The sequence below is a fragment of the Paenibacillus sp. sptzw28 genome (assembly GCF_019550795.1).
Classification (GTDB): Bacteria; Bacillota; Bacilli; order Paenibacillales; family Paenibacillaceae; genus Paenibacillus_Z.
In genome coordinates this window covers 3,329,710-3,350,822 of the sequence record NZ_CP080545.1, presented here as the reverse complement: position 1 = coordinate 3,350,822, position 21,113 = coordinate 3,329,710, and the positions used below count along the sequence as shown (strand labels likewise).

Below are 21,113 nucleotides of genomic sequence, written 5' to 3'. Positions count from 1 at the left end.
CGCTTATAAGACGGATGCCGAATCGGTTTTGTAGCAGTGTAAAAAGACAATATTCATACTGATGCCTTCGGTTATCCACTTTAGAGGCGATTTGTAAGGCTTTAGAATGTCAGCCTGGAGATATTTTAGAATACAAAATTGTTGAAGACGCTCAAGGCTAAATGAACAATCGAGCTAACAAATTCACTGGAAACCCAGATTAACACAATCTTTAGACCAGGATAACATTCGTCAAAGATTTCTGCGATAGATTGGTATTATGCTTGTCCCAATCAAATGTAGGAGGTTTTTGTCCGATGAGCCAAGAAGTAGAAGGTAATGGCATAAGCAGGAAAGATTTTCTTAAAATCGGCGGGGCTGGTGCGCTTGCGCTCACGCTCGGATCTTCAGCCGTTCCTGTCGATTGGCTTGGCGGAGGAAAGGCGGAGGCCGCAACGAACGACAATATGAAGCTGCAATTCAACGCCGACGGCAGATTTAAAATCGTCCAATTCAACGACACGCAGGACGACGAGCATATCGACCGGCGGACCGTGGAGCTGATGGAGAAGGTGCTCGACGCCGAAAAGCCGGATTTTGTCGTCCTGAATGGCGACAACATTACCGGAGGTTGCGATACGGCAGTGGAGATGAAGCAGGCGATGAACAACGTTGCCCAGCCGATGGAGCAGCGGGGAATCAAGTGGGCCGTCACCTTCGGGAATCACGACGAAGACTCGACTCCCGGCGCAGGTCTTGATGAAGAGGACATGCTTCGGTTTTATCAGGCCTACAGGCATAATGTGAACCCACCCGGGGAAAAGGGGATTACCGGGTCGGGAAATGCTCACCTGTTGATCCGATCTTCCATAGGGTCCAAGGCCGCCTTTAACCTCTGGCTGCTGGACAGCGGAAGATATGCGCCCAGTACGATTGCGGGTCAAGACTTCGAAGGATACCCGACCTGGGACTGGCTGCGCTTCGATCAGGTGACGTGGTATTACGAAACGTCCAAAAAACTCGAAGAAAAGCTCGGTTATAAAGTGCCGTCGCTCATGTATATTCATATTCCCCTATGGGAGCACCGCTTCATGTGGTACGCAAGCGTGGACGGCAGATCCGAGGCCGACCATGCAAGGGCGATCGGCAAGCATCAGATCGTGGGGGAACGGAACGAAGACGAGTGCCCGGGTCCGATCAACAGCGGCATGTTCTCGGCGATTCTGGCACGAGGCGATGTCAAGGGCGTCTTTTGCGGACACGACCACGTGAATACGTACCATGGCAACTACTACGGAGTCTTGCTCGGCTATGGCGGAAGCACCGGCTTCGGCGCTTACGGTTTGCCCGGCGAAGACCGGAACCGGCTGCGCGGTGCCCGGGTATTTCAACTCGACGAACGTGTAGAGAACGTTCTGGTCGACACCCACATGGTGTTTGCCAAGGATTACGGGATCGATCTTACCGCGAACGATCAAAGCGATGAGCCTGCGCCGATTACGGAAAACAAGAAGCAGGAAAAAGTCGTGAAGCCGTAAAACTCGCGCTCCGCAGGAACGATCCCGGATAGCCCAAAGAAGCCGCAGTCCGCGGCTTCTTTTTTGCTGGCTCTGTCAAACTGTGTTGTCGATTTATTATTGAAACAACAGGCGGAATAGTTGAATTGCTTATTTCACTTGACTCTAATAGTGATGTCAGGGTTTATTATGAGATATCTCGAACTATAGCGAAGCGATAGAGTGATAAGGGCAAACTACACAAAATAATATACTTTTCGCCAAAAATATTATATTAATATCCGCACTTTGAATGAATATGACAGACTGAAGGAGCAGGATTCCTTTACTTGTTGCAAGTTTAAAAATGCCGTTGACAAGACACCGAATGGTGTCCTATAATTAAATAGCCACCGAATGGTGTCCAATTTGGAATCAACATAATGCATAAGGGAGGGTGTTGTGAGCAAGAACAACCAGTTGCGGGATGTTTTTGACGCGATTGCAGATCCAACCAGGCGCCGACTGGTTCGTCTGTTAGCAGAGGCAGAGGAGATGCCGCTTCATGAATTAACGGCACAGTTTGAAATGGGCCGTACAGCGGTATCCAAGCATTTGACAATCCTTAAAGAGGCCGGATTGGTTCTTGACCGAAAAGTCGGCAGAGAAACGCTATTTAGGCTGAACGCTTCTCCACTCCGAGAAATTCAAGATTGGGTGGCTTTCTACAGCAGGTTCTGGAGTGCGAATATGCTGCGCTTGAACCAACTATTAGAGGAGGAAGAGGAATGAGTTTAACTTTAACCTTAGATTTTCAGTATAAGACTACGATCGAGAAACTTTGGTCCGCCTTAACCGATTCCAGCAAGCTTGCCAAGTGGGTGGCCAACATCCAAACCGGTGAGGCGATGGAAAATGATTTTAAGCCCGTCGTAGGACACCGTTTTCAGTTTCGCACTCAGCCGTCCGAATATTGGAATGGCATTATTGACGGAGAAGTGCTTATCGTGGACGCACCAAACCGAGTGTCCTATACCTGGACCAGCGGAGCGGGGACGCACACGGTCACCTGGACGCTGCAGGATTTAGGCGACGGAAAGGTTAACCTTCATCTCGAACAAACCGGAATCTCAAATGAACAAGCACTTGGTGGAGCTAAGTATGGCTGGAGTAAATGGTGCAGCGAGCTTGAAAAGGTATTGGCTTAGTTATAGTAAGCTGGCTGGTGCGAAAAATTTTGTTGAAATGCCCACTCACTTTGCATAACAAAGGTGGATCTGGACTAATCTCGCGATCCAGTAACCGGCATGCAAATCTCTTATAGCGTAATTTGAGAGAGCCCACTATGCAGGGCTCTTTTTTCTGGAAAACTACATAATTCGGGAATAGTTGTATGTTCATTATCCATTAGGGAATTATGTACAGTGGAGGTGACTGCATGCCAAACTTCAATTCCAACAATAACAATTTAAACTTCGAGGAAATTTACAACCAATACCGCCAAGAAGGTCAACAAAGAGCATCTGAAGAAATTAATGTTGTACCGGGTAAGGAACAAATTGTAGCGGTTCGGAAAAATGAAGACGGCGATATCATTGCGTTTAGAACCGATAACGGTAGAGACCTTGATTATGTAACTGCTTTAAACGAAGCGAAAAGTGGGAATTTGGCGCACGTGGATGTATTCCATAAATACGGTCGCGATATCATTCGCAGTGAACCGGACGGGTTTGATGGGAACAACTTGGATAACCTGCCCACTTTTTAACTTAGTCTCATGTGCAAAATAGATATCCCGCCGCGCAGCATAGAACGGCGGGATTTTTCCTGTTTACATATAAACCGCTGCGTATTTAATAGTTTCATATACGTCGATGTCTGATACTATAAAGGAAACACATGGTAGAAATGATTTGTATTTGAAAGGAGATTTCAACTGTGCCCATCCAGGATGATCCGCAAAAGCGGGAAACCGCCAATCGGCGGAATTTTTCGTTCCGCTTGAACTTATTCTTTTTTGCTGCTTTTGTCTTATTCAGCGTGCTGATCGTTCGTTTGGCGATATTGCAATTTGTCGAGGGTTCATCGCTTAAAGAGGTTGAGACAAAAAATGGGTCCATTCCGGTGTTAATCCCACCGATCCGCGGCAATATCTATGATTCCGGTGGAAATCAGATTGCGTATTCCACATCCACTCAGTCGCTGTATTACACTATTGAGCCGGGACCACAGAAGCAGGTCATAGCAAATGCTACTGCACTTGCCAAGGAGCTGCTGGTTGTGTTTCAGAAGTACGGAAGCTCCAATGAAGTGATGACGCTTGACGAGATCAAAAAAAACATGGACCTGGAGCATAAGAAAAACCCGTATTCGGTGCCGCGCCGTATCAAGAGCGGGCTAACGAATCATGAAATCGCGGTACTGATGGGGAACCGGGATCAATTCCCCGGAACCGACATTGTTGAGGAGAGCATCCGCCATTACGATAAAACCTCTTTTGCGGTGCAGCTCGTCGGATATTTGAAGAGATACGGCGGTGGGGCCGAGAACAATCCTCTGTACAAGAATCGAGCCAAAACCGACGATTCCCGTCTGAAGTATTTGCAGCAGGAGGATGTCGGCTTTGACGGGCTCGAGTATATGTATCAAGATATCCTGCGCGGGAAGAATGGTCTCAAGACGTACCCTGTCAATGCGGCCAGCCGCATCATCGGTCCGCCGGCCATTACGAAGCCGGATAAAGGCGATAACCTGTATTTAACGATTAATCGGGAGGTACAGACGAAGACTGAAGAAGCGATAATGGACCAATTGAGATATCTTCAAACTACCCCTACATCGGCTCGACAGAAAAATGCCAAAACCGGCTATGCGGTGGCTATGGAAGTGAAGACCGGGAAAGTGATTGCGATGGCAAGCATGCCCGATTATGATCCGAATATTTGGGAAGGCGGCAGAATCGGAAACGATGACTATGACAAAATCAAGTACGTCTTGCTGAACGGTACGATCTATCCCGTCATAGGCCCGTATAAGACTAAGGTAGAAGAAAATAAGCATCCTTCTTCAGTCGTCTTTCTCGGTTCTACGCAGAAGCCGCTCTCGGTCCTGATCGGCCTTAACGAGAAGCTGTTTACAACGTCGAGTGCATGGGATGATAAAGGGATTTTCTCTTACGGTAATGGGGGGAAGTATGAAATTAAAAACGCTCAGAATCATGCATATGGTACGCTCTACCCCTGGAATGCTATTGCTCATTCATCGAATCCATGGATGGCGAAAATGGTCGGAGATGCTCTTTACCACAAAGGAGGCGATAAAGGCGTCGATATATGGGACAAATATGTGAAGCAGTTCGGACTTGGCGTCTCAACAGGCAGCGGGCTTCCGAACGAAAGCAACGGAGTCATCGATTATTTTCACGAAAGGGAAGCCGCAAGCTCCCAATCCGCCTTGATTCGTGCGTCATTTGGACAATTGGGCCGCTACACAACGCTGCAACTAGCGCAGTATGCTGCGACGCTGGCCAGCCACGGCAAGCGGATGAAGCCTCAGTTCGTGAACCAAATTGAAGACTCGGAAGGTCACGTAGTGAGCAAGTTCAAACCGGAAGTTCTAAACACGATCACTTTCCCGAAAGCATATTGGGACGAGATTGAAAAGGGAATGGCAAACGTTAGCGTACCTGCCTTCAATGATGCGCCGTATAAGGTGCTGCGAAAGACAGGTACATCGGAGCAGCAGGTAAGCACAGGTATAGTTGATAACGCGGTGTTCATTGCTTATGCGCCGGCCGAAGACCCTGTGCTGGCAGTTGCTGTCGTGGTGCCCGAAGGCGGCTTCGGAGCGAATGGTGCCGCGCCGATCGCTCGCAAGATCTTCGACGCTTACCATCAGGCCGTTGGGCTGCACGGAGTGCCGCAGAACGTCATCCGCAGCGTTAAAGCTGTAGGTAGAACATAAGCAGGGAGCGGCACGCAAGCCAACGCCCCTCCCTTTCAACGTACCAGAAAACCTCACCTTTGGGTTCGATTCATCGAATGTATGATCGAAGGGTTCTCGCTCAGGAAGTGTGCTGAGATATTAAACGATGAGATTTCTTATGTAACCCTATTCTACTGGCGACATAAGATCCTCTCTGCATTAAAGCAGATTCCAATAGAATCGTTCCAGGGTATTGTAGAAATGGACGAAACTTATTTCCTTTACTCTGAGAAGGGAATACGGGATATAACAGAACGCAAGCCTCGTAAAAGAGGTGGTAAAGCCAAATATCGTGGCATCAGTAACGATCAAATATGCGTACTGGTGGCTCGTGACCGTCAGAAGCTGACATACTCTGGCGTTCTTGGGCGTGGGCGAATTCGCACATCTAAATTGGATGAGGTTATTAGTGGTCATTTATCTGAATCTAACGTGCTATGTACAGATTACTGGCGGGCTTTCAACTCGTATGCAAGAAAAAAAGGATTAGACCATTATCGATTTAAGTCTGACGGTAAACAGCGTGTAAAAGGTGTGTACCGCATTCAGAATGTCAACAACTACCATAGCCGTAATAAGAAAAGTATGCTCGTGACTTCATGTCTTTTCACGATAAATCTCACGAATGTCAGTCTTCGTCAAAGTGATGTGGCTATATAGAAGCTCTATTTTTAATGCTACAAATGAAAACGGTTAGAACGGAGGATTACTGTATTGAGAAGTGAACAAGAAATGATGAATATCCTTATAGACTTTGCTAAAAATGATAATAGAATACGATTGGTAACTTTGGAAGGTTCACGTACAAACAAAAATATTCCACCTGATGCATTTCAAGATTATGACATTTCTTACTTTGTAACAGATATTGATTCCTTCAAGGAGAATGATCAATGGCTTCGAGTTTTTGGGAAACGTGTTATGATGCAAAAACCCGAGGATATGGAGCTTTTTCCGCCAGAAATAGGTAATTGGTTTTCATATTTAATGCTTTTTGAGGATGGGACTAAAGTAGACATAACACTTATTCCCACTAACGAGGTGGAAGATTATTTTTCCAATAGCGACGGTTTAGTTGAGGTGTTGCTCGATAAAGATACTCTTATCAAAAATGAAGTGATCGCAACTGATCGTCAATATTGGATTAAAAAACCAACTGCAAGAGAATTTGATGATTGTTGTAATGAGTTCTGGATGGTTTCAACTTACGTCGTAAAAGGATTAGCGAGAAAAGAAATACTTTTTGCTATTGATCATTTAAACGAGATTGCAAGACCTAATTTATTGAGAATGATGGCTTGGAAAATCGGAACAGAGCAAGGATACACCTTTAGCGTAGGGAAGAATGCACCGCTGTCAATAGAATGGACACATAGAATCGAGAGGATTACGCTGCAGATCGGTACTGACGTTCGTGCTGGTTAGGTGTTTTGTAGCCGATGGATGAATGGATTCGTTTTCCGTTGTAGAAGCATGTAATATACTCAAAAATTGCTTTTTTGGCTTGCGAGCGAGTCTTGAATTTCTCCAAGTAAATGAGTTCTTTCTTTAGCACACTGTGGAAGGATTCGATGCACGCATTGTCATAGCAGTTACCCTTGCGGCTCATACTGCCTTGCATCTGGTATTTATCCAGTCGCGCTTGATAGTCAAGCGAAGCATACTGGCTGCCGCGATCAGAATGATGCAGGACGGGACCGTTAGGTCTCTGAAGGCTATAGGCCCGGTCAAGCGCTTTTAGGACAAGGTCCTTGGTCATGCGATCATCCATGTGGAATCCGACGATCTTTCGGCTGTATAAATCCATAATACTGGCCAGATAAAGCCAGCCCTCGCTTGTCGGGACATAGGTAATATCGGCCACCCATTTACTATTGGGGGCATCTGCAGAAAACTGTCGGTCCAACACATTGTCTTGAACCGGGAGATTGTGCTTGAGTTGGTCGTTGCTTTGTATTTCTTAACGGTCCGGGATTTCAAGCCCAGTTCCTTCATGATCCGCGCAACCGTCTTTCCTGATACATGAACACCTTGCTGTTCCAGCGACTCCTTGATCTTCCGGCTACCGTACAGACGGCGGGAGTTTAAGAAAACCTGGCGGATGCACTGCTCCAACTTTTTTCGACGTGTACTCCGCTTGGTTTGCTTGTCTTTATTTTTCTGCCATGCATAGTAGCCGCTTCGAGAAACGTCAAATTGAGCACACATCTTTGCGACACGGAGCTTGAAGCGATGATCATGAATGAAGGAATAGATCAGCGCCGGTCTTTTGCAAAGTAGTGCATAGCCTTTTTTAAGATCTCGTTTTCCTCTTCCAGGTCGCGAATACGCTTCTGAAGTTCACGCGCTGCTTTCTCATCGGGCTTTAGATTTCCACTCCCAGGAAAGGCCTGTTTGCCTTCCTGTTTAAATTCTGACATCCAGCGATACAGGGTATTCTCACTGATGCCGAGCTCGCGGGCTACCTGCGCCACCGGCTTCCCTTCCTCTTGGATCATTCGGATCGTTTGTATCTTGAAGTCTCTATCGTATTTTTTCGTCATGTTCGACACCTCGAATGGATTTGATTTTATTCTCGCATTCTCGGTTCTTCGTGTCCACTTTCTAGTCTAGCAACAGAACTATAAATTTATAAATCGTTACCTCCCAAATGAAGATTGGGAAAAACTCCTATTAACTTATTCTGAGGATGGGTATCAGAAAATGTGGAAGTCTTTATTAACTTGTTATGAGTTATTCAGAAAATATTCAAAAGCTGTATCAGAAAGTCTCGGATATAAGTATCCAGATTACGATGAAGCCATTACTAGGTATACGGATCATGTTTATACTTCATTAACGTGAACTATGTAAAATGACCGCCTTTTTGTAGACATAGCCTTTTTTTAAAGAGAATAGGAGATGTATTCGTGTGCCTTAATCATTCAATTATTGACAGATCGATACAAAATTAATACAATGACCAAACAGAGAAAATTCCAAGTCTTAGTAAAAAAACGACTTATATTGTACTAATTGATCAAATATCAGTCGCATTGAAAGGGATGAAAATCATGAGCGGGAGGCCGCGCGAATTCAAGGATTCAACGGTGATTGACTCAGCTATGGATGTTTTTTGGGTCAAAGGCTTTGAAGAATGTTCAACGGAGGATTTATGTAAGCATACAGGACTTGGTCGGGGAAGCTTATATAATGCTTTTGGGAGTAAGCACAATCTGTATAAACATGTATTGCTTCGGTATTTTGAACATGGTCATCAAGCAAATATGGAAATATTGGAACGTCCAGGTCCTATTAAGGACCGGTTGCGCGCATTAATGGAGACCGTTATCGATATCGATATGAATGATCCGGATCGTAGAGGATGTCTGGCTATAAATGCCGCAATTGAGCGCGGGGGTAAGGACCCGGAGGTAGCGGGTTTAGTTTCTCGTCATTTTGCACAACTGGATCAAGCGTTGTGCCACCTTATGGCGCTCGGCCAACGCTCGGGTGAAATTTCTTCGAAGCGTCCTGCTTTGGAATTGGCCAGATTTTTCAAGAGCAGTTTTTACGGGTTACGTGTTCTCAGTAAAGTCGAGAAAGATCGCGATGCCTTGCTGGATGTTGTGGAGGGTACGCTAGCTGCACTATGAACTTCAATCCAGGCTTTAACGCCCAGTAGTAAGGGTTGGTTTAAACCATATCTTATTACATGGGCAGCGCATGCCCGATTTTGTACTGTTCATTACATTATTGAATTTGTCCTTATCGTTAAAATATGAAATAGGATAGGAGTTGTTTTTTTTATGCCGTACGCTGTCTACGTTTTAGGTTTCATGATATTTTCCCAGACCACATCCGAGTTCATGGTAGCCGGAATGATGCATTCGCTTTCAGCGGAATTTGGGGTATCGGTCGCGGCAATTGGATACCTGGTTTCTGCCTACGCTGCAGGTATGATTGTTGGCGGTCCGATGTTAACGGTTGGACTATTGAGAATGCCACGCAAACACGCCTTTCTGGCGCTTGCCTTAGTTTTCGTTGTCGGTCAGACTCTTGGTGCATTAGCCCCTAACTATGAGGTAATGTTGGTTGCACGGATAATCACTGGCATTTCCTCTTCTGCGTGCTTCGGCGTTTCGCTTTCTATCTGTTTTAACCTTGTTGCTCCTGAGTCACGTGGTCGTGCGGCTTCCATCGTCCTTGGGGGATTAATGGTCGCCACGGCATTAGGACTGCCGGCGGCAATGATGTTTGACCAATATTTCGGATGGCGCGCTAGTTTTTGGGCGGTAGTATTTTTGGTTATCTTCTCTGGTGTGTTAGGGCAACTTGTTATTCCTGCTTCCCCCAAACCGAAATCAATTCGCATTCGAAGTGAACTGGAAGCCTTCAGGAATCGCCACCTGTGGTTTGCCTACGCTACTAGCATGCTGATTATCGGCGCTACATTTGCAGCATTCAGTTATTTTGCTCCCATCTTAACCGGGCTCGTTGGCTTCTCTTCGAAGACGATTCCGTTTCTTTTAGCAATCTACGGTGCGGCAACCGTTATCGGAAACATAGTCACCGGAAGGCTTTCCGACCGTTACACGATGTCTGTTCTAACCATTGGACTAATCACACTTACTATTGCATTGGTACTGTTTGGCTTATTTTCTGACATAGCGGTAATTGCCATGATGGCTGTTATCTTAATCGGACTGGTCGGAGTGCCTATGAATCCCGCCATGTCTACCAGGATTACTCGGGTTGCTGGCACCGGGACACTGGTTACCACTGTTCATGGCTCTGTCATCAGCTTAGGTGTCGTCGTCGGTTCCGTAATTGGCGGACTCACTATCGATGCAGGCTATGGCCTTATATCTCCTTTATGGGTTGGTTCGATAATGGCGGTGATTGGTCTGTTTTCCTTGTTGCCCTTTCTAAGGAGGAATAGTATTTCGCAATCTACGTCTGAATAATCATAATGAAGATAGGCGCTTTCTCAGCAATTCCGAGAAATGTAGTCATGCTTGCATCAGTTGTGATCTCTTTGAAGCAAAGGCAGTAAAATTGATCTATTCCCCAATCCTTGTAAACGAGCGGCCTTCAATTGCCCGGTTCGTTTTAGAGTAGAACTTTTTATGCGTATTGGAGGAAAATACCAATCAGTTGACGAATTACCAGAATTGCAGGATATAGCAATGGGGGGTAGTTCGCTGAAAATTCAGGCCGCTTTTGTGGATCGTGATGGAACATTAGGGGGGAATGGTCATTTCATTTATCCTCGCGACTTTGAGTTATATCCTTCATCTTTAGCAGCATTGCATCCGAAAATTCGGGTAAAGCTATCGCATCGCACAATGAATGGTACAATGTAATTTATAGTAAATATTAACACTATTGGAAGGGTGTTAAGCATGAGCGAATCTAACCAGGAGTATATCGTAATCTCGGGTGCTAGGGAAAACAATCTCAAGAATGTTTCCTTGCGCATTCCAAAGCGGAAGATCACGATCTTCACCGGGGTATCAGGATCAGGCAAGTCATCGGTTGTTTTCGATACCATCGCCGCCGAATCCCAGCGTCTGCTGAACGAAAACTTCAGCATGTTCGTCCGCAACTTTCTGCCGCGTTTTCCGCAACCGGATGCAGACGCGATCGAGAATCTGAGCATGGCTGTTATTGTGGATCAGAAGAGGCTGGGCGGCGGTTCCCATTCCACGATGGGCACTATTACCGATATCTCTCCCATTCTCCGTCTTCTCTTCTCCAGGGTGGGTCAGCCCCATGTTGGACAAGCTTACATGTTCTCGTTTAACGATCCGCAAGGCATGTGTCCCGAGTGCAACGGGATCGGTCGCAGGTTGTGCGTCGATATGAGCAAGGCGCTGGACAAATCTAGGTCATTAAATGAAGGGGCAATCATGCTGCCGGACTACACGGTGAACAGCTGGGATTGGTCGATGACCGTTCAGTCGGGGTCCTTCGATCCCGACAAGAAGCTAAGCGATTATTCGGATGAGGAGCTGGAGCAGCTCCTTTACGGCAAGGCGAGGAAAGTGGAGATGCAGTTCGCCGGCAAGGCAATGAATATTACAGTGGAAGGCATCATCGAGAAGTTCACCAACAAATACATCAAGCGGGATGTGAAGACGATGTCCGAGCGCACACAACGAGCTGTTGCGCCGTACATCTCCGAGGGTTCCTGCTCCAGCTGCCGCGGCGCGAGACTCAGTCAGGCCGCGCTCAGCTGCAGGATCAATGGACTCAACATTGCGGAGATGTCCTCCATGGAGGTCGGACAGCTCATCCGCGTCATTCGGGAGATCGATGATCCTATCGCCGCGCCGGTCATCAAGTCGCTGACGGAGCGGTTGCAGCACATGGTGGATATTGGACTCGACTACTTGACGTTGGACCGTGAGACTGATACATTGTCCGGCGGCGAGTCGCAGCGCGTCAAGATGGTGAAGCACTTGAGCGGCAGTCTGGTGGATGTCACTTACATATTCGATGAGCCCAGCGTTGGCTTGCACCCCCGTGATGTACACCGGTTAAATGGATTGCTTCAGAAGCTGCGCGACAAGGGCAATACTGTGATTGTCGTCGAGCATGATCCCGATGTAATTAAGCTGGCGGATCATATAGTCGACGTAGGGCCTCATGCCGGCAGCCGCGGCGGTACCATCGTGTATGAAGGAAGCTTCCAAGGCCTGCTCGAGGCAGGTACACTGACTGGCACCCATATGAAGCGGCCGCTCCAACTGAAGCACGATTGCAGGCAGCCGTCCGGCAAGCTGTCCATCAAGGATGCCACACTCCACAACTTGAGGAACGTGAGTGTAAATATTCCAACCGGAGTGCTGACAGTAGTTACAGGTGTCGCCGGCTCGGGCAAAAGTACGCTGATTAACGAAGTATTCCTCAGCCAGCATCCGGATGCGATCGTCATCGACCAATCGGCGGTAGGTGTGTCAACACGCTCGAATCCCGCCACCTACACGGGCATTATGGATGATGTGCGCAAGGCGTTTGCTTCCGCGAACAAGGTAAACCAAGGCTTGTTCAGCTTCAACTCCAAGGGGGCATGCGAGAACTGCCAAGGGCTGGGTGTTGTGTATACAGACCTTGCATTCCTCGACAGCGTGAAGCTGCCATGCGAAGTATGCGGAGGTAGACGATTCAAGGAAGAGGTGCTCGCGTACAAGCTGAACGGCAAGTCAATTGCAGAAGTGCTGGAGATGACTGTAGAGTCGGCTTTGGATTTTTTTCAGCTAAAAGAGGTCGTGCGCAAGCTCCAGGCGATGAGTGATGTGGGGCTGAACTATATTACACTCGGCCAGCCGCTCAGCACGCTCTCGGGCGGGGAATGCCAGCGAATTAAGCTGGCAAGCGAGCTGCATAAGAAGGGCAGCATCTACGTGATGGACGAGCCGACGACCGGCCTACATATGTCAGATATCGGTCACCTTCTGGGGATCATGAACCGCCTCGTGGATGCCGGCAATACGGTGATCGTTATCGAGCACAACCTCGATGTGATCAGTCAAGCCGATTGGATTATCGATATGGGACCGGACGGAGGCAGCAAGGGCGGCCAGGTGGTGTTCGAGGGTACACCTCCGCAGATCATCCATGCGGAGCAGTCGATCACGGGAAGATACTTGATGTAATTATCAAATTACGTATGCTCAGGCTAGGGCTGCCAGCAGAATCGGCTGCCTTTGAAAGTATATGTGTCAGCGGGAGGCAACAAAATCGAAGCACACTATTTCTCAAAGCAATATAATGGGTAGAATTAGTCGACTTTACCGGCGTAATTGTTAAATCCAATAATGCAAAAAGGGGCTTTTGCATTGAAAATTAGTGAACTTTCTAAAATAACCGGTGTCAGTGTCCGTTCGATCAGACATTATGAAAAAAAGAATTTAATTTCCGTCTCTCGACTTGAAAATGGATATCGGGAATTTAATGAAGCCGCCATTAACCAAATAAAACAGATCAAGTCATACCTGAAACTGGGTCTGACTACTGAACAAATCGAGAGAACCTTAAATTGCACTGACTCTGATTCACAAGAAGCAATCGAACAGTGCCAAAACATGCTTCGTGTGTATGAAGCTCATTTATCTGAAATCAATCAGACAATGGAAACGTTGGCGAATGTTCAGCAAGAATTGCAAGTACAGATTGAAACCATGAAAATAAGCTTGCAAAAGTATGGATTAGAAGAATAAAACATTTAATCGAGATCACTGCCGCGGCGAAGACTGTTGAAGGACTTCAGCTAATCGTGAGAAATCATCTGCTCCGTAACCGAGATCAATCGCCTTTTCGACAAGTGCCTTTGCAGCACTTATAATGCCAACATCGATTCTGCTGTCTCTGGAAGTACTGATAATGTTGTCCATTACAGCGGCGGTAGAATGAATATTAGATTCCACGCCAGGGTAATGACGACTATCGATTTGATTCGCAAACTCAGACATGATATCAGGCAACATTCCTGCGATGTTCCGAGCAAACGGTACAAGGTTTTTGGCGGATATCTTTTCCGTACCTGCAAGTGCAAGGGCATGAATATAGCCACTCATTGATGTCCAGAATATGTCGAGCAAAGCAACATCAAATGCCGCTGCACGTCCGGGATCTGTCCCAAGAAACTCCAATGTTCCTCCAAGGTTCATTAGCGTCTTTTGGTGTGTCTGAAAAGCATGCTCCGATCCACTGAATAAGAGTACCCCTTCCGGCTGGCCAATAGCCGGGACAATAATAGCACCATCGAGATAGTTGACTCCCGCCTCAGCAGCCCACTCAGCTATTTTTCTTGCACCTTCCGGCGAACCTCCGGTGAGGTTCCCAATGTTCTTCCCTGAATTGCAACACCGATTTGCCCAAGAATGGAATGTACTGCGTGATAGTTCAGCACACAGACGACGATTAATGGGCTCGCCACGGCCGCATCAGCTGCCGTATTTGCCAATGTTGCTCCACGACGGAGGAGTTCGTCTGCTTTTCCCGTCGAGCGATTCCATACAGTCGTCGGATGACCGTTGCTTAAAAACGTACCCGCCAGCGCCCTCCCCATAGGACCAAGACCTAAGATTGTCACCGGTGTAGGTTCAACTTTTTTTCTTTGACTAGCTTCTACCATTTAGATAATCCCCTTTCGTCAATTACTCGAAAGTATATAGTATGACACTAATGTCATAGCAAGAGCTGAGTTCCCGGTAGCAGTGTAACGGGGTTGTCATTGAGAATTAGAAATTTACTGAAACGGATGATTACGATGTTTTAGTTAACTTGGTTAATGATATTTACAATAGGTTCCCTGGAGATCAAACCCCTTTTTGACGCCACTACATGCTCGTTTATCTCGCATTTATCGTAAGAAAAGAATAATTCAACACAATCGAATAAAATATTCTATTTCTTTCCACAAAGCAGCATGATAAATTCAAAAGAGTAAGCGTTTACATTTCATTAAGGAAAGGATGATCTAATATAGAAAATCTCAATTAAAGTGAACGATCGATCGCCCTTCTTGTTAAGACTGTCCTTCAGCTATTCGCCCTACCTGCATCCGCAGCAGCTCCCCAACACACCAATGACGGTCCGAACCGTCATACCCCCGACTATTGTTATGCGCGACGGTACTCCGAACTTTATAATTTCGGTCTCGGACGTCGTAACACCATTAGGCTCAAACCGCATATTTTCCCTATCACCAATTGAAAGGAGAAATGATAGGATGACCCTTAAATTACCTGCTACAAGTAAATGGATAACCGCGATGCTTTGTATTCTGCTGGCCCTTTCCCTGTGTGTCGTAGTTCGTTCGGGAACTGCCGAGGCAGCTACAAATGTTTATACGATGTCTGCATTTACGAATACCAGCGAATCCAACCTGTATATGTATCAATCCTATGACGGAACAAATTTCGGACTGATGAAAGGTCCGGCTTACACACCACCGACCGGACTCATCAGAGATCCGAGCATCATGAAACATTCCGATGGCAAGTACTACATTGTTTACACAACTAACTGGTCTGGCAACACATTCGGCATCGCGTCAAGCCCGGATCGCTTGAATTGGACTTTCGTTCGCAACGTTACTTTATCGTTGCCGGGAGGTATCGGACACACCTGGGCCCCAGAATGGTTTAAAGATTCGGATGGAAGCCTGAATGTTATCGTTTCATTATCTCCCGGCAATTACGCCAACTTTCTTCCTTACAAAATCACTGCGTTAAGCAGCGAGTTGGCGACGACGTCCTTTTCGGCTCCCACGGCTCTTTCTGGGATCGGTCCGAATTATATTGATACCTTCATTGTCAAGATCGGCTCGACTTACCACGCATTCACCAAGAACGAAACGACAAAATACATCGAATACGCCACGGCAACCAACTTGACCGGACCGTATACCTTTAAAAGTACAGACAATTGGGCCGACTGGGGCTCTTGGGTCGAGGGACCTGCCCTTGTTCAGCTGGATAACGGCGCTTGGAGAATCTATTTCGACTCTTATACGGACTCAAAATACTATTATAGCGATTCTTCCGACGGCTTTAACACATGGAGTGCCAAACAGGTGTTGCCGGGACTCTCGGGTACTGTCAGACATATGACCGTTCTTAAGGAAACGGGACAGCCTGGGGATATCAGGAGACTCGAATCTTACAACTTCCAGAATTATTTCGTACGCCATTATGATTTCCAAGCGCGTATTGACCAAAATGTCAGCCCGATCGACGATTCCAGATTTCGGATCGTTCCCGGATTAGCCAGTTCGTCCGGCATCTCGTTCGAGTCTGTGAATTTTCCCGGTTATTATTTAAGGCATAAAAACTATGTCCTTGTTTTGGAGAAACCAGACGGAACATCCACGTTCAATAGCGATGCCACCTTCAAAAGAGTGGCCGGGTTAGCGAGTTCCAGCGGTTGGGTATCTTACCAGTCCTATAACTTCCCCAGCCGGTATATTCGACATTACAGTAATTACTTAAGAATTGACCCCATTTCGACTACGTTAGAAAAAGCGGATGCCACTTTCCGTGAGGTATTACCGTAATCTAGGGCGGTTACGAGAAAACTCATATCGGCATATGCAACGTGTTCATTCTCCGAATGGGGAAATAATCATTCAACGGGACAAGTCGTTTAATTCAGCGTATTTCTCATAATGGGGGCGACATTCGCGATACTGCAAGGTTTTTCATTATTCTGCGGTTATCCTTGCGGCATCGACAGTGAAAATCGAAGGGAGTTCGTAATCATGCCGGGTATTGGAAAGTTGTTCGCAGCTATTACAAATTGTATTATCATCATCTCGCTTGTCTTGTCTACTTTCGTTTTTTATGAGGGTTCAACCGTGCGCGCTGCTTCTTATACCGTTGTTGTCAATCCTGGCGTAGAGCACCAAACCTGGGAAGGCTGGGGGACTACGCTCGCGTGGTGGGCAAACACCGTCGGCGACGCAAGCGATACCATTAAAAACCAATACGCGGACCGCTTGTTCAGTTTGGACAGCGGGCTTGGCTTTAATATCATAAGGTACAATATCGGTGGGGGCGAGAACCCGGCTTATCCGGATCATATGGAATACAGAGCCAGAATACCGGGATTTAAAGCTTCCGCAACATCTGCCTATGATTGGAATCAGGATGCCAAGCAACGATGGTTCCTGACTGCCGCGAAGGCCAGAATCCCGGCCAATGAATTTATTGTCGAAGGCTTTGCCAATTCCCCTCCATGGTGGATGACGAAAAGCGGGAGCGTGACCGGTAATTACAATGCGGATGAGAATTTGAGGGATGACATGTATGACGATTTCGCCGATTACTTAGTCACGGTCGCGCAGCGGGCACGCGATTATTGGGGAATAACGTTTAGGACACTATCCGCATTTAACGAACCAAGCTCGGCGTACTGGTACTTCGGCAATCGGCAGGAAGGAAACCGGATGTACCCGGCCAACCAGGAGAAGATGATCGGTAACCTACATGATCTCCTTGTGCAAAGAGGACTTTCTACCCGCGTTAGCGCGCCGGAGGAAACTAGCATTGATTTGAGCCGCAATACGATCAACAGCTACTCGTCGACAACAAAATCGAAGCTTGTTCAATATAATACGCATTCTTATAGCGGCAGCGATCGGGTAGGTCTCAATACTGCAGCGGGAGGCAAACGCATCTGGAATTCCGAACACGGAGACGGTAATGTTACAGGGGAGACGATGTCAAGGAACATCCTTTGGGATATCAAGTATATGAAAAATCAAGCTTGGGTATATTGGCAAGCGGTGGAAGGACATGGTTCAGGCTGGGGCATGTTGGAGACCAGCCTTGAAGAAGGAGGAAGCCGTTCTTTCAATTTAGTCAAGAAGTACCATACCATGTCACAATGGAGCAAGTTCATCCGTCCTGGGTTTAAAATTATCGATATTAGCGATAATGATTCGATAGCCGCCTACGATAGCGTGGGTAAGCGGCTGATTATCGTCACCGTCAACGATTCAACAAGTTCGAACTCAGTTACTTACGATCTATCGCATTACACAAATGTCGGCACCGTGACCGGGTATCGCACAACGTACAACGGGAGTGAGAATTTAGCTGCTATTTCCGGTTTGACGATGACCAGCAAACGGTTTACCGCAAACCAGCCGGCCAAATCCACTGCAACGTATATTATCTCAAATGTGGACGGATTCGATGGGGGAGTAATCGATACATCGGCTTATTACAAAATTGTTAATCGAAACAGCGGAAAGCTGCTGGATGTCAGTGCCGGATCCATAGCCGACGGCGGGGACATTATCCAATGGTCGGATAACGGAGGGACGAACCAGCAATGGCAATTCGTCAGCATCGGAAGCGGATATTATAAGATAGTGAATCGCAAAAGCAGCAAAGTGATGGATGTTAGCGCCGGATCCATAGCCGACGGCGGTGATATCATCCAATGGGCGGATAACGGAGGGACGAACCAGCAATGGCAGCTCGTTTTATCGGGCGGTTACTATAAACTGGTCAACAGAAAAAGTGGTAAGGTGACTGATGTCAATGCTAGTTCGACTGCAGATGGCGGGGATGTAATCCAGTGGTCGGATAACGGAGGGACGAACCAGCAATGGCAATTGATTAAAGTCAACTAAATTTAAGAGATGACGGGTAAACCGTCGTACACGGTTGACTTCAGATGATGACCTATATATGCAGAGTCACCGATGTCTTTTCGAGTGGATGTGGTACGCCATGCAGTGTATCTAGTCCGAATGATTACGAAAAACAAAGCTTAAACCTGAAAAGAAGATCGTCCTCGGATCGGCCGTATTGGAGGGCCGATTGGCGATCTTCTTTTATATTTTCAATTCCTCGTCATCCGCCATCACTGTTATGAAAGCGTTATTTAAGCTTAATAGAAAGGACGTAAACCGAAAGAGGCTTAAGCTCGATCGTGCTTGATGTCGTACTCTCAAAGTCTGTCATTTGCAGCCTTGCCGGCTCTTCAAACGTATTCAACGCTTCGATCTCCATGTCGCCGAATACTTTACCTTGAACCGATATTATTTGCTCGTCCAATATGCCGATATTGATCGTATGGCTATTCTCATGGTCGCGGTTAATAATATTTAATATGACGGTATGATTCTGTTTGTCATAGCTGGCAGAGGCATCAAGCAACGATACTTTTTCATAGTGGAGAAATGAAGCATGATGGAATTGAAAAGAGTCGGCTATAACGTGATGCATCCCACCGGCTTTACGATCGACCGGCCTAATGGCAGCGGAGATTATCTGTTTATTTTATTCAGAAGCCGTATGGAACTAAGACTGGAGGATCGGCTGCAATACGCAGACAAAAACGATTACATTATTTATCGGAGAGATAGCGGGCATTACTATCGCGACGCGGAAACGCCGATGATTCATGACTGGTTTCACTTTGACGGCGATTCGCTGGATGTATTCTTTGCTCAGCTCCAACTGCCGCTTGGCACCTTGATTCGGGCACATGATCCTTTTTACATTTCCAGAAAGGTGCAGGAGCTGCAAGTGGAGCATATTCAGTCAAGCGCTTATCGCAATGAAATCATTGACGCTACCATGAAGTGCCTTTTTTTGAAGCTAAGCGCCATCGAGAAGAAGATCGGCTTGCATGAACCAAGCAGCAAATACTATATCAAATTCGTTAATCTCCGCAATGAGATTTTTCAATTACCACAGATTTCCTTTCCTATTGATTTACTTGCTGCCAGATTTAATATGAGCAGATCCTATTTCCAACGCATTTATAAAGATCTGTTTAGCATTTCCGTTCATACGGATATGATCAACAACCGTCTGGAATACGCCATGTACCTGCTTGAGAATACGTCGTACAGCGTGTCAGAGGTCGCAGCTTTATGCGGCTACGACAATGACGTCCATTTCATGCGGCAATTCAAAAAAAAAGCAGGCATGACGCCTACGAAGTATCGTTCAGGTTACAGAGGATAAATAATCGCCACGCGGTGTAAAGTAAAAAACTCCTTGGTTTCAGAGCAAAAAACTGCTGAAACCAAGGATGGCTTTGATATGATCCTTCTTCATTGATTGAAATCGTCTATTCCCACAAGAACATTTCCCACTTATGCTTCTCCTTGCAGCTTATATCCTTACGGAGCAGTCTCACCAAAAGTCGCATCGCCGTTAAATACCGCTCCCGATCCACTCTGAGCAAACATCAGGTCATTGGCATGACGAAGGTACCGGCTTGAATCGGTCCACATTTGGTAGGAATACTTGGTAGCATCCGCCAATCCCGGCACACGGCGGAAGTTGGCATTCTTGGTGTCTGAATTGGTCTATACCGTTGCGGCAACTCCGTAGATCCGACTCCTAAAATTAAGTTTACTTCTTTTTCACAAAGGTAAAATGACGTAAAATGACTAAAAACTGATCTAATATCTTAATGAGGAGCATTATCGTTTTAAAAAGAATGGAGATAATGTTCCCATGCCAATGGATACAGCATTTGTGAATAAGGCCATTATTAGAGGGAGCTGCATTTGATCGGAAACCGGCTGGAGAGAGGTAGAGCCGATCCTATGAGGAGCTCCGGCTTCTTCACAGAGAACTTTTCACTCGACTGGAATTTATAGTATGCTAAACGATAAGGGAGGAGAGGCATTTATGACCAAACAACTGATCATTGGCGACGCAACGCATGAACTGACCACTACGCGCCGCATTCTGGAACGCTTGCCCGAGGAGCATATGTCCTGGAAGCCGCACGAGAAATCGATGACGCTCGGCGGGCTGGCCACGCACCTGGTGAATCTGCTTAACTGGCAAATCGCGATTTTTCAGTACCCGGAGTTCGATCTATCGACCGTTCCGCTGCGGCGGGAGCCTTTGGAAAAACGCGCTGACGTTCTGGAGGAATTCGACGCGAACGTCGGCAAGTTTGAAAAGTTGCTCGCCGGATGCGACGAGCAAATGCTCGGCGAGGAATGGACGCTGCGCCACGGCGACCATATCATCCTCCGCAAGCCGCGGGCGATCGCGCTCCGCACCTTCGGATTAAGCCACATGGTCCACCACCGGGCGCAGCTCGGGGTATACTTGCGGCTTCTCGATATTCCGGTGCCGGGTATCTACGGTCCCTCGGCCGACGAGGAAGTCCAATAAACGAAGT

At 46.9% G+C, this 21,113-nt stretch carries 17 protein-coding genes and 6 pseudogenes; 18 read left to right on the top strand and 5 right to left on the bottom strand.

Annotated features, from left to right (window positions below; translation table 11 throughout):
• Nucleotides 1-65 precede the first annotated feature (65 nt).
• From KZ483_RS14995 to KZ483_RS14960, 8 genes and pseudogenes are all read left to right on the top strand, one after another.
• Nucleotides 66-161, top strand: a pseudogene (locus tag KZ483_RS14995) (helix-turn-helix domain-containing protein); the annotation flags it as partial.
• A 135-nt stretch (nt 162-296) separates the two neighbouring features.
• Nucleotides 297-1,517 (top strand): metallophosphoesterase, encoded by a 1,221-nt coding sequence (locus KZ483_RS14990; protein WP_220348216.1) that lies wholly within the window; start codon nt 297-299, stop codon nt 1,515-1,517.
• Between the two features lie 420 nt (nt 1,518-1,937).
• Nucleotides 1,938-2,267 carry an ArsR/SmtB family transcription factor gene (locus KZ483_RS14985; protein WP_220348214.1) on the top strand — a complete coding sequence of 110 codons (330 nt, stop codon included), beginning with the start codon at nt 1,938-1,940 and terminating at the stop codon, nt 2,265-2,267.
• Complete coding sequence (locus KZ483_RS14980; RefSeq protein WP_220348211.1) at nt 2,264-2,683, top strand: SRPBCC family protein; 420 nt, start codon at nt 2,264-2,266, stop codon at nt 2,681-2,683. The genes KZ483_RS14985 and KZ483_RS14980 overlap by 4 nt, the downstream gene beginning before the upstream one ends.
• A gap of 230 nt (nt 2,684-2,913) precedes the next feature.
• A complete protein-coding gene (locus tag KZ483_RS14975) occupies nt 2,914-3,243 on the top strand; it encodes a DUF3892 domain-containing protein (protein WP_220348209.1) in 330 nt (109 codons plus the stop codon).
• A gap of 170 nt (nt 3,244-3,413) precedes the next feature.
• On the top strand, nt 3,414-5,438 hold the full coding sequence (locus KZ483_RS14970) for a peptidoglycan D,D-transpeptidase FtsI family protein (RefSeq protein ID WP_309568576.1): 2,025 nt from the start codon (nt 3,414-3,416) through the stop codon (nt 5,436-5,438).
• A 39-nt stretch (nt 5,439-5,477) separates the two neighbouring features.
• Nucleotides 5,478-6,119 (top strand): annotated as a pseudogene (locus KZ483_RS14965) (IS1595 family transposase); the annotation flags it as partial.
• A gap of 54 nt (nt 6,120-6,173) precedes the next feature.
• Nucleotides 6,174-6,806, top strand: a pseudogene (locus tag KZ483_RS14960) (aminoglycoside 6-adenylyltransferase); the annotation flags it as partial.
• 40 nt (nt 6,807-6,846) lie between these two features.
• Here the strand turns inward: KZ483_RS14960 and KZ483_RS14955 are convergent.
• A pseudogene (locus tag KZ483_RS14955) lies at nt 6,847-8,002 on the bottom strand (IS3 family transposase).
• Nucleotides 8,003-8,075: 73 nt separating this feature from the next.
• On the opposite strand from KZ483_RS14955, the pseudogene KZ483_RS14950 reads away from it, so the two are divergent.
• The 6 genes and pseudogenes from KZ483_RS14950 to KZ483_RS14925 all read left to right on the top strand — a co-directional run.
• Nucleotides 8,076-8,303 (top strand): annotated as a pseudogene (locus tag KZ483_RS14950) (aminoglycoside 6-adenylyltransferase); the annotation flags it as partial.
• Between the two features lie 209 nt (nt 8,304-8,512).
• Nucleotides 8,513-9,094, top strand: a complete 582-nt coding sequence (locus KZ483_RS14945; RefSeq protein ID WP_258881263.1) for a TetR/AcrR family transcriptional regulator — start codon at nt 8,513-8,515, stop codon at nt 9,092-9,094.
• Nucleotides 9,095-9,247: 153 nt separating this feature from the next.
• A complete protein-coding gene (locus tag KZ483_RS14940) occupies nt 9,248-10,405 on the top strand; it encodes an MFS transporter (protein ID WP_220348206.1) in 1,158 nt (385 codons plus the stop codon).
• Between the two features lie 162 nt (nt 10,406-10,567).
• Nucleotides 10,568-10,804: a hypothetical protein gene (locus KZ483_RS14935; protein ID WP_220348204.1), complete on the top strand. Its 237-nt coding sequence runs from the start codon at nt 10,568-10,570 to the stop codon at nt 10,802-10,804.
• A 39-nt stretch (nt 10,805-10,843) separates the two neighbouring features.
• Complete coding sequence (locus KZ483_RS14930; RefSeq protein WP_220348202.1) at nt 10,844-13,099, top strand: ATP-binding cassette domain-containing protein; 2,256 nt, start codon at nt 10,844-10,846, stop codon at nt 13,097-13,099.
• 183 nt (nt 13,100-13,282) lie between these two features.
• Nucleotides 13,283-13,663 (top strand): MerR family transcriptional regulator, encoded by a 381-nt coding sequence (locus KZ483_RS14925; protein WP_220348200.1) that lies wholly within the window; start codon nt 13,283-13,285, stop codon nt 13,661-13,663.
• A gap of 15 nt (nt 13,664-13,678) precedes the next feature.
• Here KZ483_RS14925 and KZ483_RS28595 read toward each other — a convergent pair whose 3' ends face one another.
• Nucleotides 13,679-14,113: an imine reductase family protein gene (locus KZ483_RS28595; protein WP_258881262.1), complete on the bottom strand. Its 435-nt coding sequence runs from the start codon at nt 14,111-14,113 to the stop codon at nt 13,679-13,681.
• A gap of 131 nt (nt 14,114-14,244) precedes the next feature.
• Nucleotides 14,245-14,580 (bottom strand): NAD(P)-binding domain-containing protein, encoded by a 336-nt coding sequence (locus KZ483_RS28590; protein WP_258881261.1) that lies wholly within the window; start codon nt 14,578-14,580, stop codon nt 14,245-14,247.
• A gap of 597 nt (nt 14,581-15,177) precedes the next feature.
• Between KZ483_RS28590 and KZ483_RS14915 the strand changes: the two genes are divergently transcribed.
• Complete coding sequence (locus KZ483_RS14915) at nt 15,178-16,503, top strand: glycoside hydrolase family 43 protein (protein WP_220348198.1); 1,326 nt, start codon at nt 15,178-15,180, stop codon at nt 16,501-16,503.
• A 204-nt stretch (nt 16,504-16,707) separates the two neighbouring features.
• Nucleotides 16,708-18,588 carry an RICIN domain-containing protein gene (locus KZ483_RS14910; protein WP_220348196.1) on the top strand — a complete coding sequence of 627 codons (1,881 nt, stop codon included), beginning with the start codon at nt 16,708-16,710 and terminating at the stop codon, nt 18,586-18,588.
• Between the two features lie 250 nt (nt 18,589-18,838).
• Here the strand turns inward: KZ483_RS14910 and KZ483_RS14905 are convergent, their stop codons facing one another.
• Nucleotides 18,839-19,117 carry a hypothetical protein gene (locus KZ483_RS14905; RefSeq protein ID WP_220348195.1) on the bottom strand — a complete coding sequence of 93 codons (279 nt, stop codon included), beginning with the start codon at nt 19,115-19,117 and terminating at the stop codon, nt 18,839-18,841.
• Between the two features lie 30 nt (nt 19,118-19,147).
• Here KZ483_RS14905 and KZ483_RS14900 point away from each other — a divergent pair, with 30 nt between their 5' ends.
• Nucleotides 19,148-19,933, top strand: coding sequence for a helix-turn-helix domain-containing protein (locus KZ483_RS14900; protein WP_220348192.1), 786 nt, complete (start codon nt 19,148-19,150; stop codon nt 19,931-19,933).
• Nucleotides 19,934-20,091: 158 nt separating this feature from the next.
• On the opposite strand, the pseudogene KZ483_RS29140 reads toward KZ483_RS14900, so the two are convergent.
• Nucleotides 20,092-20,262: pseudogene (locus tag KZ483_RS29140) on the bottom strand (AbfB domain-containing protein); the annotation flags it as partial.
• Nucleotides 20,263-20,608: 346 nt separating this feature from the next.
• Between KZ483_RS29140 and KZ483_RS14890 the strand changes: the two are divergent.
• The gene (locus tag KZ483_RS14890) at nt 20,609-21,106 is read left to right on the top strand and encodes a DinB family protein (RefSeq protein WP_220348187.1); all 498 of its coding nucleotides are present in this window, start codon (nt 20,609-20,611) and stop codon (nt 21,104-21,106) included.
• Nucleotides 21,107-21,113 lie beyond the last annotated feature (7 nt).